Genomic DNA, 15,019 nt, shown 5'->3' with positions numbered 1-15,019 from the left:
CCACTGGAGTCATTGTTATGAATGTACCCTTTAGCTATGCATCACCGACGCTGAGCGTTGAGGCGTTAAAGCACTCTATTGCCTATAAGCTGATGTTTATCATCGGTAAAGATCCGGCCATCGCCAACAAGCATGAATGGCTTAACGCCACGCTGTTTGCCGTTCGCGATCGCATGGTAGAGCGCTGGCTGCGCTCCAACCGCGCGCAGCTTTCGCAGGAAGTGCGCCAGGTTTACTATCTGTCGATGGAGTTCCTGATCGGCCGTACCCTCTCTAACGCGCTGTTGTCGCTGGGCATTTATGACGATGTGAGCAGCGCGCTGGCGGAGATGGGGCTCGATCTGGAAGAGTTGATCGATGAAGAGAATGACCCCGGACTGGGCAACGGCGGTCTGGGCCGTTTGGCGGCCTGCTTCCTTGATTCCCTGGCGGCGCTGGGCCTGCCGGGACGCGGCTACGGGATCCGCTACGACTACGGGATGTTTAAACAGAATATCGTCGATGGCCGGCAAAAAGAGTCCCCTGACTACTGGCTGGAATACGGTAACCCGTGGGAGTTTGAGCGCCACAACACCCGCTATAAAGTACGCTTCGGCGGCCGCATTCAGCAGGAAGGGAAGAAAACCCGCTGGATTGAGACGGAAGAGATTATTGCGGAAGCCTACGATCAGATCATCCCCGGCTTTGACACCGACGCCACCAACACGCTGCGTCTGTGGAGCGCGCAGGCCAGTAGCGAGATTAACCTTGGTAAATTCAACCAGGGCGACTACTTCGCTGCGGTAGAGGATAAAAACCACTCCGAGAACGTCTCTCGCGTGCTGTATCCGGACGACTCGACCTACTCCGGACGCGAGCTGCGTCTGCGCCAGGAGTATTTCCTCGTGTCGGCCACGGTACAGGATATCTTGAGCCGTCATTACATGTTGCATAAGACCTTTGACAACCTGGCGGACAAGATTGCCATTCACCTGAATGACACCCACCCGGTGCTGTCGATACCGGAGCTGATGCACCTGCTGATCGATGAACATAAATTCAGTTGGGACGAGGCGTTCGAGGTGACCTGTCAGGTCTTCTCCTATACCAACCATACGCTGATGAGCGAGGCGCTCGAGACCTGGCCGGTGGATATGCTGGGCAAAATTCTGCCGCGTCATCTGCAGATTATCTTTGAGATTAACGACTACTTCCTCAAGACGCTTCAGGAGCAGTATCCCAACGATACCGCGCTGCTTAGCCGTACCTCGATTATCGACGAGTCCAACGGACGTCGCGTGCGGATGGCCTGGCTGGCGGTGGTAGTCAGCCACAAGGTCAACGGGGTGTCTGAGCTGCATTCGCGGCTGATGGTGGAGTCGCTGTTTGCCGAATTCGCCAAAATCTTCCCGATGCGCTTTACCAACGTCACCAACGGCGTCACGCCGCGCCGCTGGCTGGCGCTGGCCAACCCGCCGTTGTCGAAAGTGCTGGATGAGCATATCGGCCGCACCTGGCGGACCGATCTGAGCCAGCTTGAAGAACTGAAGCAGCATATCGACTATCCGACGGTCAATCAGGCGGTGCGTCAGGCCAAGCTGGAGAACAAACAGCGGCTCGCCAGCTATATTGCTCAGCAGCTCAATGTGGTGGTGAATCCGAAGGCGCTGTTTGATGTGCAGATCAAACGTATCCACGAGTACAAACGCCAGCTGATGAATGTGCTGCACGTCATTACCCGCTATAACCGGATCAAAGCCGATCCGCAGGCGGAGTGGGTGCCGCGGGTGAATATTTTCGCCGGTAAAGCGGCCTCGGCCTACTATATGGCCAAGCATATTATCCACCTGATCAATGATGTGGCGGCGGTGATCAATAACGATCCGCAGATTGGCGACAAGCTGAAGGTCGTCTTTATCCCCAACTACAGTGTAAGCCTGGCGCAGCTGATCATTCCGGCGGCAGACCTGTCGGAACAGATTTCTCTGGCCGGCACCGAAGCCTCCGGCACCAGCAATATGAAATTTGGCCTTAACGGGGCGTTGACTATCGGCACCCTCGATGGGGCAAACGTCGAGATGCAGGAGCACGTGGGCGAAGAGAATATCTTTATCTTCGGTAACACCGCGGAAGAGGTGGAGGAGCTGCGTCGCAGCGGCTATAAACCGCGCGAATACTACGAGCAGGATGAAGAGCTACACCAGGTGCTGACGCAGATCGGTACCGGTGTATTCAGCCCGACGGAACCGGGACGCTACCGCGACCTGCTGGATTCCCTGATTAACTTTGGCGACCATTATCAGGTGCTGGCGGACTATCGGAGCTATGTGGACTGCCAGGATCGCGTCGACGACCTGTATCAACATCCGGAAGAGTGGGCCTATAAGGCGATGCTGAATATTGCCAATATGGGTTACTTCTCTTCCGACCGGACGATCCAGGAGTACGCGAAATATATCTGGCATATCGATCCGGTAAGGCTGTAAGCCAGTCAATGCAACACAACGGGGCCATTTGGCCCCGTTTCTGTCTGTGCGGAGAACGTTTTATTCGGAAAAGTGCCGGGGAGGATTCAGGCTATTGCGGGAATATACTATTGACGTGAATTCGCCAGCAGTACGATAAAGGCTCAATAAGTTTACGTTCATAGCCTAATGGCTATAATATGGATAATAGCCTTTAGGCTATGAGGGATCGCCTATGTGGGATGTAGAAACGACGGATACGTTTGATGCCTGGTTCGAATTACAAAGTAGAGCTTTAAAAGAGGATATGTTGGCCACGATGCTCATCTTGTCTGAGTTTGGTCCGCAGCTTGGGCGCCCGTATGTTGATACGGTGAAAGATTCAACGTTTCAGAATATGAAAGAACTGCGGGTTCAGCATCATGGGCTCCCCATTTGCACCTTTTTTGCTTTTGATCCTCTGCGGAAAGCTATCGTTTTATGTGCGGGCAATAAGGATGGCATGAATGAGAAACGTTTTTACAAAGAGATGATTACTCTGGCTGATAGAGAATTCAGCCAACACCTGACTAAGGAGCGATAATGGCCACGCTAAAAGAACTCATGGCGAAACAGAGTCCTGAAAGCCAGCAGCGTATTGCAGCGAAAGCGGCAGAGATACGCCAGTCTGTCGCTTTAAACTTGCTTCGAGAAGAGTTGCAAATGTCGCAAACAGAGATGGCTGCGGCTATGGGGGTAAAGCAGCCAACGATCGCTAAAATGGAACAGACTGATAACGACCCTCGGCTTTCGACCCTAAAACGCTACATTGCGGCATTGGGTGGAGAACTCAGTATAAATGTCACATTGCCGACTGGAAAAAAAGTCTCGTTTAATTTGTGAACAGGTATCCGGGCCAAGCGCAAGCCATAGCCCGGGTATTTCTCTCCTGGCGCCACGCGATGTCAGGACGCTAACGACAGCTCAGACTTTCCCGTATGTTGCGCCAGCCATTCGCTGATGCGCGCTTGCTGCTCGGCATTCAGCCACATGCCCTGTTTGGTACGACGCCAGATGGCGTCATCCAGGCTGCGCACCCATTCGTGCTCAACCAGATATTTCAGTTCGGCTTCATAAAACTCGTGACCGAAATCTTCTCCCAGGTCGCTCAGAGCACTGGTTTCCTTCAGGATCCACTCGCTGTTGCTCCCGTAGGTGCGGGCATAATGGCGGGCCAGTGATTCGCTGATGAACGGGAAGCGACGACGCAGTTTTGCCGCGTAGTCATCCCGGTCGCCGCCGATATCGCCGCCCGGCAGCACCGCGGTTTTGGTCCATGCCGGACCGATCCCTTTGTAATAGGGGGTCAGTTTTTCCAGCGCATGCTCGGCCAGTTTGCGATAGGTGGTCAGCTTCCCGCCGAAGACGGAGAGCAGCGGCGCCTGGCCGTTCTCATCGTGAATATCCAGCGTGTAGTCGCGGGTGATCGCCTGCGGCGAATCCGACTCGTCATCGCACAGCGGACGGACGCCGGAATAGGTCCAGACGATATCGTCCCGGCTGAGGGTCTTTTTAAAGTGCGCGTTATAGACGTTCAGCAGGTAATTAATCTCTTTATCATCAATGGCTACCGCTTTCGGATCGCCCTTATATTCCACGTCCGTCGTGCCGATGATGGAGAACTCATCCATCCACGGGATAACAAATACAATGCGTTTATCTTCGTTCTGCAGAATATAGGCCTGCTTCTGAGTATGCACTCGCGGCACCACGATGTGGCTGCCCTTGATCAGACGGATACCGTAAGGGGAACGCAGATGCATGCCGTCGTCGAAGAACTGTTTGACCCACGGGCCGGTAGCATTGACCAGACCGCGCGCCTTCCAGGTAAACTTCTCGCCGCTATCGATATCTTCCGCTTCCACCACCCACAGGCCGTTTTCACGTTTTGCCGAGATGGCGCGAGTGCGAGTGCGCACTTCGCCGCCTTTGCGGACGACCATCTGCGCGTTGGCCAGCACCAGGCGGGCATCGTCGACCCAGCAGTCGGAATATTCGAAACCGCGCACAATTTCCGGCTTCAGCACCGACTCTGCGCCAAAACGCAACCCGGTGGAGCCCGGCAGGCTGGTGCGTTTGCCCAGATGATCGTACATAAACAAGCCGATACGGATCATCCATGCCGGACGCAGATGTGGACGATGCGGTAGGCGAAAGCGCATCGGGAAGGCGATATGCGGAGCCATTTTTAACAGCACTTCACGCTCGGCCAGCGCTTCGCTGACCAGGCGGAACTCATAGTGTTCGAGGTAGCGTAGCCCGCCGTGGATCAGTTTGGAACTGGCGCTGGAGGTAGCGCAGGCGAGATCGCGCGCTTCCAGCATCAGTACGGATAAACCCCGCCCGGCGGCATCTGCCGCGATACCGGCACCGTTGATGCCTCCGCCTATCACAATCAGATCTTTGGTTTCCACGTTCTTACCCTCTCACACTTTCGTTTAAGCTCACAAATGCTCGATATCGCTCACTATAGCAAACAAACGCGCTTTTGGTAACATCAAAAAAACATTTTGGAGTGATGGGTGTAACATATTGGCGTTTCTTTACCGCCTGACGGTACACTACAGGGTAAAATTGGGCCGCCATCGCCCGTCATGACGAGAAAGAGAAGAGAACCATGGAACAGTTTGAATGTATCAATGTTGAAGAAGCGCACCAGAAACTGCATCAGCAGAAGGCAGTGCTGGTCGATATCCGCGATCCGCAAAGCTATGCGATGGGCCATACGCCGGGCGCGTTTCACCTGACCAACGATACGCTGGGCGCGTTTATGCGTGATAACGACTTTGACACGGCGGTGATGGTGATGTGCTATCACGGCAACAGCAGTAAGGGCGCCGCGCAATATCTGCTGCAGCAGGGATTCGATAAGGTCTACAGCGTTGATGGCGGGTTCGACGCCTGGCATCGCCATTTCCCGGCGGAAGTGGCGCACGGGACGTTTTAACGGCTGGCAGGTATACTATCCCCCTTTGTGTGGAATAAGCGATTCGCTGCATGTTAATGATTACCTCTTTTGCCAATCCGCGGGTGGCCCAGGCGTTTGTCGATTATATGGCGACGCAGGGGATTATCCTGACCATTCAGCAGCACGCCCAGAGCGACGTCTGGCTGGCTGATGAGAGTCAGGCCGGTCGCGTCAGGGCTGAGCTGGCCCGCTTCCTTGAGAATCCTGCGGACCCGCGTTATCTGGCCGCGAGCTGGCAGTCCGGACAGACCAATAGCGGGTTGCGTTATCAGCGCTTTCCTTTCTTTGCCACGCTGCGGCATAACGCCGGCCCGTTCACCTGGGCGATTCTGCTCATCTGCATCGCGGTGTTTATCCTGCAAAATCTGCTTGGCGATCAGCCGGTGATGATTTGGCTGGCCTGGCCCTACGATCCTTCGCTGCAGTTCGAAGCCTGGCGCTATTTCAGCCATGCTTTCATGCATTTCTCGCTGATGCATATTCTCTTCAACCTGCTATGGTGGTGGTATCTCGGCGGCGCGGTGGAAAAGCGCATCGGCAGTGGCAAACTGGTGGTGATCACCGTTATCAGCGCCCTGTTGAGCGGCTTCGTGCAGCATCAGTTTAGCGGCCCGTGGTTTGGCGGCTTATCGGGCGTGGTATACGCGCTGATGGGCTACGTCTGGCTGCGGGGCGAGCGCGATCCGCAGAGCGGTATTTATCTGCAGCGCGGGTTGATACTCTTCTCTTTAGTATGGTTAATTGCTGGCTGGTTTGACGTTTTCGGCATGGCGATCGCTAACGGCGCGCACGTGGCTGGTCTGGCGACCGGCCTGGCGATGGCGTTTGTTGATACCTTGCATGGGCGAAAACGCGCATAAAGACTTACCGACAGGGGTCGGGTAGGCGACATTTTTCCAGGGATATTTCATGAAACAAACACAACGTCATGACGCGATTATCGAGCTGGTAAAAAAACAGGGTTACGTCAGCACGGAAGAGCTGGTTGAGCAGTTCGCGGTCAGCCCGCAGACCATCCGCCGTGACCTGAACGATTTAGCCGAACAGAAAATGATCCTCCGCCATCACGGCGGCGCGGCGCTGCCCTCCAGCTCGGTGAACACCTCCTGGCACGATCGCAAAGCGACCCAGACGGCGGAAAAAGAGCGTATCGCCCGGCGGGTGGCCAGCGAGATCCCGGACGGCGCGACGCTGTTTATTGATATCGGCACCACACCGGAAGCGGTGGCGCATGCCCTGCTCGATCACAACGATCTGCGCATTGTGACCAACAACCTGAACGTGGCCAATACGCTGATGGTCAAAGAGGACTTCCGCATTATTCTCGCCGGCGGTGAACTGCGTAGTCGCGACGGCGGGATCATTGGGGAAGCGACCCTGGATTTTATCTCGCAGTTCCGTCTCGACTTCGGCATTCTTGGCATCAGCGGCGTCGACAGCGATGGCTCGCTGCTGGAGTTTGATTATCATGAAGTGCGCACCAAGCGCGCGATCATTGAGAATTCACGCCACGTGATGCTGGTGGTGGATCATACCAAGTTTGGCCGCAATGCGATGGTCAATATGGGTAGTATCAGTATGGTCGATGCGGTCTATACCGACGTGCTGCCGCCGGCGGGCGTGCTGAAGGTCATCACCGATAACAACCTCCAACTGGAGCTGTGCTAAACGGCAACGGCGTCGTCAGACGCCGTATCCCATCATCTTGAGTAACTGCTGAGCATGCTGCACCGCGTCCTGCCGGTGGGCGACGCCCAGTTTCTGATACAGGTTGCGAATGTGGGTCTTGATGGTGGTAGCCGCCACGTCAAGCTCGCCGGCAATCTGCTCGTTGCTGTAACCGGAATAGATTAAGCCAAGCACCTGCCATTCGCGCTGGGTCAGCGGGCTGGTGCGGATAAGCTCCGGCACCTCCGGGTGATTCAGCAGCCGCTCGACGAACCCTTCGTCAAAGTGGGCGAATTTGTGGCGATGATGCTGGTTGATGTCGCGCAGAATACGCTGGGCGCGGTGTTGCTCCAGCTCCGGCAGAGTGTTCAGCTGGATCAGCTGGCGCAGCTGCTGAGCCATCGCCTCGCCTTCAATCACAAAGTGATTGATAAAGCCGGTGCGGTTGGCGAGCGTCAGGGCTTCGAGCAAGGCTTTCTGCGCTTCGCTCTTGCGTCCCGCCTGCCAGTACAGTTGATTGAGCAGCAGCAGGTTGCGGTTGAGATCGCTCATCAAACGCAGCGAACGCGCATTTTCGTTCAGCTCTTCCAGCACCATTTCCGCCGGTTCGAAATCGCCCAGCAGGATCTGCGCCCGGGCAATGTTGCGCCACTGGCTCTGCAGGAAGTGGTTGTTGGCGAATTCCGGCTTCGGCGTCTGGCGCAGCCAGTTGGCCGCCGCGGTTTTATCGCCGGTCATCTGCCAGTAGATCACCCGCACCTTATCGGCGTTGGAGACCCAGTCGCTGTGATAGTGACCGTTACCGAGCAGGTTTTCCAGCCGGTTCAGGTGGCTGCGGGCATTATCCAGATCGCCGCGCGCCAGCGAGCACTGGACCATCAGCGCCAGACACTGCAGCTGCTGCTGCGGCTGATAAGTAGAGAGAACGTCCATTCCCTGGCGGGCGCAAGCTTCTGCCTCGTCGAGGCGCGCCCATGCCCACAGCAGCTGAGAACGGATGCGCAGCAGGAACTCATGCATCGGCAACTGCTCAAGGTGCTGTTCACGCACCAGCTGGAAGGCTTTCTCCTGGCTCTCCCAGGCAGCCTGCAGGAAGCCCTGGGCAAAGAGAATTTCACTTTGCTGAATGATGCTCCACAGCGCGTAATGCCACACGTCGTGGCGGCGGGCCATCTGTTCGGTCTGCTGCATCACCGCGAGGGATTTGGTCAGTTTCCCCTTACAATGGAGGACTTCACCATGCACCGAGGTGGCGACGATGCGGCTGTAATAGTTGGCCAGCGGCAGCTCTTCCAGGGCCACCATCGACAGACGTTCCGCTTCGTCCTGGTCGCCGTCGTTAATCGCTACCTGTGCGCGCAGAGCGTTGAAATCGCCATGCATCGCGGTGTCCATTTCCACACTCATCTCCTGCTCGGCGCGCGCCAGCAGGGTGTTGACTTCGCTGTAACGATGCTGGCTCTGCATCAGCCAGGCCTGCAGCAGGATCAGGCGCGGATTTTCCAGCAGATTTGACCAGGGCAGTGCCGACAGCGACTGCTCCAGCAGCCCCAGTTCGCTATGGTTAAACATGCCCCAGGCGTGGTTGAGTAAGATATCGCGCAGCATTTTGGCATCGCCAGCCGCCAGCGCATGATGAATGGCCTCGCTGGGGAACCCTTGCGCCATCCAGCTTTCCGCCGCAGCGCGGTGGATCTCCGGCAGTTCAACCGCCAGCTCCCACTGACAGCGCTGGCGCAGGAAGCTGCCAAACAGCGGGTGATAGCGGAACCATTCGCCGGAATCATCCATCCGCTGCAGGAACAGCCCCTGACGTTCGATCTCCTCCAGCTGCATCTGGCCATTCTCTTCGCCGGTGACGCGCACGATTAACGCGTCGTTCATTGAGCGCAGCAGAGAACTCTTCAGCAAAAAGCTACGCGTGCGGGCGTCGACGTTATCCAGTACTTCATCCACCAGATAATCTGACAGATGGCTGGCGTTAATCCCGGCGAGGCGGCGGGCGGAGTGTTGGGCGGAAGAGTTATTCTGGCGGGCGGAGAGGGCGATGAGCTGCAGCGCGGTGGCCCACCCGGCGACGTCGTCGCACAGCCGGCTGCTGTCGTCGGCTTCGATTGGCGATGTCAGACGGCAGTCGAAAAATTGTTTCGCTTCCTGGTGGGTAAAGGCCAGCTGCTGGCTGCCAATCTCCAGCAGTTGATCGCGGACGCGCAGGTTGGCAATGCCCAGCTGCGGCAGGTTACGCGACAGCACCACCAGGGTCATATTCTCCGGCTGATGGCGCAGGAAAAAGCGCATCGCGTCATGGATCACCGGATTATTGATCAGATGATAATCATCAATGACGAGGTACAGCGGGCGCTGCCAGTCGGCGAGTTCAATAAACAGCTGCGCAAAAAGAGAGGAGAGACTGGCGTACTGGCGCTTTTGCACCATCGCTTCACTGGCCGCGCAGTGGTTGCCGGTGGCCTGCTGGATCGCCGCGATCAGATAGCTGGCAAAACGCTCCTGCTGATTGTCGCCTTCGTCCAGCGAAAACCACCCGAGATCGTTTTTACCCGCGGCCCACTGAGAAATGAGCGTTGTTTTACCGTACCCGGCAGGGCTGGTGATCAGCACGAGACGATAATTGTTCGCGCCGGAAAGTTTCGCCAGTAAACGCTCACGAACCACAGTGTGTTCAAGGCGGACCGGACGACTTAATTTGGACGGAATCAACATAGTTCTACATTTCGCTGTGCAAGAGAGAGGTTGCGATTTTTTTTGCGCTTCGTAATTAATATCTAATAAGGTCGGTGATTATGAAATTTATTGCAAGTTATGTCCGAACTTTATGCTCTTGAATTTGCTCTATGTCACAAATTTTGACATTGGTTGAGAATGGGGAAAAATCGCAGACAGGACTCGCCGTCAGCGGTTTTTAGACGGCGGCTGGCGGAGCGGGGAGAGATTTATTTTATGTGAAGAGTAGTCGTTTGTTTTTATTAAATTATTGTCAGTGATTTCTTAGAAGTAATCTTTTTTGCGGGGCAATGTGATGAAATGTGCTTATTTCTCCAGAGCGATCTATTTATTTTTTTAATAACCTGGCGAGAGGCGGGAAGATTTTTAGCGCGTATTGGCCTGTAACAAATTTTTACCCTGCGGACGTCACTTCTTGATTGTCATACGGCGGTGATTTTTACAGCATATTTTTGCCTTCTCACCCACACTATAGTGTCCAGGATCACACTTTTCGCTCATCCCCGCCACTCCTCCCTGTCTAATCCCCGTCGGGATGAGGACGATGAATCGGGAGGTCGGCACACTAGCGCCATCGTTTTAGTAAAGGACCCGGATCTCATTATGTCACAGACTTCATTTAACAAAGCTCAGTTTCAAGCTGCACTGACGCGTCAGTGGCAGCATTTTGGTTTACAGTCCGCTTCCGAGATGACGCAGCGTCAATGGTGGCGCGCGGTCAGCGGAGCGCTGGCGGAACTTCTGTCGGCGCAGCCGGTGGCAAAACCAGCGCAAGGACAGCGTCACGTTAACTACATCTCGATGGAGTTTCTGATTGGTCGTCTGACTGGCAACAACCTGCTCAACCTGGGCTGGTACGAGGGCGTGAGCGATGCGCTGAAAGGTTATGACGTCAACCTCACCGATCTGCTGGAAGAAGAAACCGACCCGGCGCTGGGTAACGGTGGCCTGGGACGTCTGGCTGCCTGCTTCCTCGACTCCATGGCGACCGTAGGCCAGTCGGCCACCGGTTACGGCCTCAACTACCAGTATGGTCTGTTCCGCCAGTCTTTTGACGATGGCCAGCAGATGGAAGCCCCGGATGACTGGGGTCGTAACAACTACCCCTGGTTCCGCCATAACGACGCACTGGATGTCCAGGTTGGCATCGGCGGTAAAGTCAGCAAAAACGGTGAATGGCAGCCGGCGTTCGTCATTACCGGCGAAGCCTGGGATCTGCCGGTGCTCGGCTATCGCAACAATGTCGCCCAGCCGCTGCGTCTGTGGCAGGCCAAACACGCCCATCCGTTCAACCTGACCAAATTCAACGACGGCGATTTCCTGCGTGCCGAGCAGCAGGGTATCGACGCGGAAAAACTGACTAAGGTGCTGTACCCGAACGACAACCATCAGGCCGGTAAAAAACTGCGCCTGATGCAGCAGTACTTCCAGTGCGCCTGCTCGGTGGCCGATATCCTGCGCCGCCATCATCTGGCAGGTCGCAAGCTGTCCGAACTGGCGGACTACGAAGTGATCCAATTGAACGATACGCACCCGACCATTGCTATCCCGGAACTGCTGCGCGTGCTGATTGATGAGCACCAGCTAAGCTGGGACGACGCCTGGGCGATCACCAGCAAAACCTTTGCTTACACCAACCACACCCTGATGCCGGAAGCGCTGGAGTGCTGGGATGAGAAGCTGGTGAAAGCGCTGCTGCCGCGCCATATGCAGATCATTAAAGAGATTAACGACCGCTTTAAACTGCTGGTGGATAAAACCTGGCCTGGCGATAAGCAGGTCTGGGCGAAGCTGGCGGTGGTGCATGACAAGCAGGTTCGGATGGCCAACATGTGCGTGGTGAGCGGTTTTGCCGTCAACGGCGTGGCAGCGCTGCACTCTGACCTGGTGGTGAAAGATCTGTTCCCGGAATATAACCAGCTGTGGCCGAACAAATTCCATAACGTGACCAACGGCATCACGCCGCGCCGCTGGATCAAGCAGTGCAACCCGGCGCTGGCCTCGCTGCTGGATGAGACGCTGAAAAAAGAGTGGGCCAATGACCTCGATCAGCTGATCAACCTGGAAAAATACGCTGACGATGCGGCGTTCCGTCAGACCTATCGTGATATTAAACAGGCCAACAAAGTCCATCTGGCCGAGTTTGTGAAGCAGCGCACCGGGATTGAGATTAACCCGCAGGCGATTTTCGATATCCAGATCAAACGTCTGCACGAGTACAAGCGTCAGCATCTCAACCTGCTGCATATCCTCGCGCTGTACAAAGAGATCCGCGAAAATCCGCAGGCCGATCGCGTACCGCGCGTCTTCCTGTTCGGCGCGAAAGCGGCGCCGGGCTACTATCTGGCGAAAAACATTATTTTTGCCATCAATAAGGTAGCGGAAGCGATCAACAACGACCCGAAAGTCGGCGATAAGCTGAAAGTGGTCTTCCTGCCGGACTATTGTGTATCGGCAGCGGAAAAACTGATCCCGGCGGCGGATATCTCCGAGCAGATCTCCACCGCGGGTAAAGAAGCCTCTGGCACCGGCAACATGAAGCTGGCGCTGAACGGCGCGCTGACCGTCGGGACGCTGGATGGCGCTAACGTGGAAATCGCCGAGCAGGTGGGCGAGGAGAACATCTTTATCTTCGGCCACACGGTAGAAGAAGTAAAAGCGCTGAAAGCGAAAGGCTACGATCCGCTGAAATGGCGTAAAAAAGACAAACTGCTCGATGCGGTGCTTAAGGAACTGGAGAACGGTACCTACAGCAACGGCGACAAGCATGCCTTCGACGAGATGCTGCACAGCCTGCTGCAGGGCGGCGACCCGTACCTGGTGCTGGCCGATTTCGCAGCCTACGTGGCGGCGCAAAAACGGGTAGATGAGCTGTATCGCGACCAGGAGGCCTGGACTCGCGCGACTATCCTCAACACCGCGCGCTGCGGCATGTTCAGCTCTGACCGCTCGATCCGCGATTATCAGCAACGTATCTGGCAGGCGAAACGCTAAAGGAAGGCCTATGGAGAGTAAACGCCTCGATAATGCCGCGCTGGCGGCGGGCATCAGCCCCAGCTATATCAACGCGCACGGCAAGCCGCAGTCTATCGCGGCTGTCACCAAACAGCGCCTGCTGGATGCGATGCATCGCTCTACCGCCGCCACGAAAGTGGCGGTTAACCCGCTGCCGAACGTGAAAATTTTCACCCACGGCAAAAAAATGTCGCTGCCGGTGGCAGGACGCGGTGAGTATCAGTGGATCCTGACCACTGAGGACGGTAAGCAGTATCAAGGGAAAACCCGCGGCGGCGAAGCACTGCCGCTGCCGGCCAAATTGCCGGAGGGGTACCACTCCCTGACCCTCACTCAGGAGGGGGAGCGTTGGCATTGCCGGACCATCGTCGCGCCAGCCCGCTGCTACGAGCCGCAGCCGCTAAAAGAGGGGAAAAAGCTGTGGGGCACCTGCGTGCAGCTTTATACCCTGCGCTCGGAGAAAAACTGGGGGATCGGCGATTTTGGCGATCTGCGGGCCATGTTGCCGGAAATCGCCCGCCGCGGCGGGTCGTTTATTGGCCTTAACCCGATACATGCTCTCTATCCGGCGAACCCGGAGAGCGCCAGTCCGTATAGCCCGTCTTCACGTCGCTGGCTGAACGTCATCTATATCGACGTCAACGCGGTTGAAGATTTCCAGCGTAGCGAAGAGGCGCAGGCGTGGTGGCAGTCCGCAGCGACCCAGCAGGCCTTGCAGGCGGCGCGGCAAACGGATGATGTCGACTATACCGCGGTCACCACGCTGAAAATGACCGCGCTGCGTATGGCGTGGAAACGATTCTCTCGTCGTGAAGATGAGCAGATGACGGCGTTCCGCGAGTTTGTTCTGCGCGAAGGGGAAAGCCTCTACTGGCAGGCCGCTTTCGATGCGCTTCACGCCTGGCAGGTACAACAGGACCCGCTGCGCTGGGGCTGGCCGGCCTGGCCGAAGGCCTTTCAGGATATCGACAGCCCGGAGGTGAAAGCCTTCTGCATTGAGCATGAGGACGACGTCAGTTTCTATCTCTGGCTGCAGTGGCTGGCCTGGAGCCAGTTTGCCGCCTGCTGGGAAACCAGCCAGCGCGATAGCATGCCGATCGGTCTTTACCGCGATCTGGCGGTGGGCGTCGCCGAAGGCGGGTCGGAGACCTGGTGCGACCGTGAGCTGTACTGCCTGAAAGCGTCCGTGGGCGCGCCGCCGGATATTCTGGGCCCGCTGGGCCAGAACTGGGGCTTGCCGCCGATGGATCCGCATATTATTGCCGCCCGCGCCTATGAGCCGTTTATCGAACTGCTGCGCGCCAATATGCAAAACTGCGGTGCGCTGCGCATCGATCACGTGATGTCGGTGCTGCGTCTGTGGTGGATCCCTTATGGTGAGACCGCCGACCATGGCGCTTACGTTCAGTATCCCGTCGACGATCTGCTGTCGCTCCTGGCCCTGGAAAGCCAGCGTCATCGCTGCATGGTGATCGGTGAAGATCTGGGCACGGTACCGGTGGAGATTGTCAGCAAGTTACGCAATAGCGGCGTCTATTCTTATAAGGTGCTCTATTTTGAGAGTGATGCAGAGAAAACGTTCCGCGCGCCGGCGCTGTACCCGGAGCAATCAATGGCTGTGGCGACGACGCACGACCTGCCCACCCTCCGCGGCTACTGGGAAAGCGGCGATCTGACGTTAGGTAAAGCGCTGGGGCTCTATCCCGACGAGGTGGTGCTGCGCGGACTGTACCAGGACCGTGAGCTGGCGAAGCAAGGGCTACTGGATGCGCTGCATAAGTACGGTTGTCTGCCCAAGCGTGCCGGACATAAGGCCTCGCTGATGAGCATGACGGGGATCCTCAATCGGGGGATGCAGCGTTACATTGCCGACAGCAATAGTGCCCTGTTAGGCCTGCAGCCGGAAGACTGGCTGGAGATGGCGTCGCCGGTTAACATTCCGGGTACCAGCACCGAATACCCGAACTGGCGCCGGAAGCTGTCCGTCACCCTGGAGCAGATGTTTGCCGATGAACAGGTCAATAAGCTGATTAAGGATCTGGATAAACGGCGTAAGGCGGCGAGCAAGAAAGCCGCCTCCTGATGACTTCTCGCCGCGTCGTTCGCTGCGCGGCGAAGAGCATGTCTGAAAAAAAAGGCCGGC

General features: G+C 56.5%; 10 protein-coding genes. 8 read left to right on the top strand and 2 right to left on the bottom strand.

Features of this window, described 5'->3' with window-relative positions:
- Positions 1–17: 17 nt before the first annotated feature.
- From glgP to CWM54_RS19320, 3 genes are all read left to right on the top strand, one after another.
- The gene (gene glgP / locus CWM54_RS19330) at positions 18–2,465 is read left to right on the top strand and encodes a glycogen phosphorylase (RefSeq protein ID WP_100680896.1); all 2,448 of its coding nucleotides are present in this window, start codon (positions 18–20) and stop codon (positions 2,463–2,465) included.
- A 214-nt stretch (positions 2,466–2,679) separates the two neighbouring features.
- On the top strand, positions 2,680–3,027 hold the full coding sequence (locus tag CWM54_RS19325) for a type II toxin-antitoxin system RelE/ParE family toxin (RefSeq protein WP_100698162.1): 348 nt from the start codon (positions 2,680–2,682) through the stop codon (positions 3,025–3,027).
- A complete protein-coding gene (locus CWM54_RS19320) occupies positions 3,027–3,326 on the top strand; it encodes a helix-turn-helix domain-containing protein (RefSeq protein ID WP_004174017.1) in 300 nt (99 codons plus the stop codon). The genes CWM54_RS19325 and CWM54_RS19320 overlap by 1 nt, the downstream gene beginning before the upstream one ends.
- A gap of 62 nt (positions 3,327–3,388) precedes the next feature.
- On the opposite strand, the gene glpD is transcribed toward CWM54_RS19320, so the two are convergent.
- Complete coding sequence (glpD, locus tag CWM54_RS19315) at positions 3,389–4,897, bottom strand: glycerol-3-phosphate dehydrogenase (RefSeq protein ID WP_100698160.1); 1,509 nt, start codon at positions 4,895–4,897, stop codon at positions 3,389–3,391.
- Positions 4,898–5,100: 203 nt separating this feature from the next.
- Here glpD and glpE point away from each other — a divergent pair, with 203 nt between their 5' ends.
- The 3 genes from glpE to CWM54_RS19300 are packed head-to-tail and all read left to right on the top strand — an operon-like array spanning position 5,101 to position 7,119.
- The gene (gene glpE, locus CWM54_RS19310) at positions 5,101–5,430 is read left to right on the top strand and encodes a thiosulfate sulfurtransferase GlpE (RefSeq protein ID WP_032733885.1); all 330 of its coding nucleotides are present in this window, start codon (positions 5,101–5,103) and stop codon (positions 5,428–5,430) included.
- 50 nt (positions 5,431–5,480) lie between these two features.
- Entirely contained in the window at positions 5,481–6,311 is an 831-nt protein-coding gene (gene glpG, locus CWM54_RS19305; RefSeq protein ID WP_008806994.1) for a rhomboid family intramembrane serine protease GlpG, read from the top strand.
- 49 nt (positions 6,312–6,360) lie between these two features.
- Positions 6,361–7,119 carry a DeoR/GlpR family transcriptional regulator gene (locus tag CWM54_RS19300; RefSeq protein ID WP_002920548.1) on the top strand — a complete coding sequence of 253 codons (759 nt, stop codon included), beginning with the start codon at positions 6,361–6,363 and terminating at the stop codon, positions 7,117–7,119.
- 15 nt (positions 7,120–7,134) lie between these two features.
- Here CWM54_RS19300 and malT read toward each other — a convergent pair whose 3' ends face one another.
- Entirely contained in the window at positions 7,135–9,840 is a 2,706-nt protein-coding gene (gene malT / locus CWM54_RS19295) for an HTH-type transcriptional regulator MalT (protein WP_061153094.1), read from the bottom strand.
- A 624-nt stretch (positions 9,841–10,464) separates the two neighbouring features.
- Between malT and malP the strand changes: the two genes are divergently transcribed.
- Entirely contained in the window at positions 10,465–12,855 is a 2,391-nt protein-coding gene (gene malP, locus CWM54_RS19290; protein WP_100698158.1) for a maltodextrin phosphorylase, read from the top strand.
- A gap of 10 nt (positions 12,856–12,865) precedes the next feature.
- Positions 12,866–14,959, top strand: a complete 2,094-nt coding sequence (gene malQ, locus CWM54_RS19285; protein ID WP_074387052.1) for a 4-alpha-glucanotransferase — start codon at positions 12,866–12,868, stop codon at positions 14,957–14,959.
- The last annotated feature ends 60 nt before the right edge of the window (positions 14,960–15,019 follow it).

The organism is Klebsiella sp. D-Nf1 (assembly GCF_002810515.1).
Taxonomy (GTDB): domain Bacteria; phylum Pseudomonadota; class Gammaproteobacteria; order Enterobacterales; family Enterobacteriaceae; genus Klebsiella; species Klebsiella variicola.
This window is presented reverse-complemented; position numbering and strand designations above follow the sequence as displayed.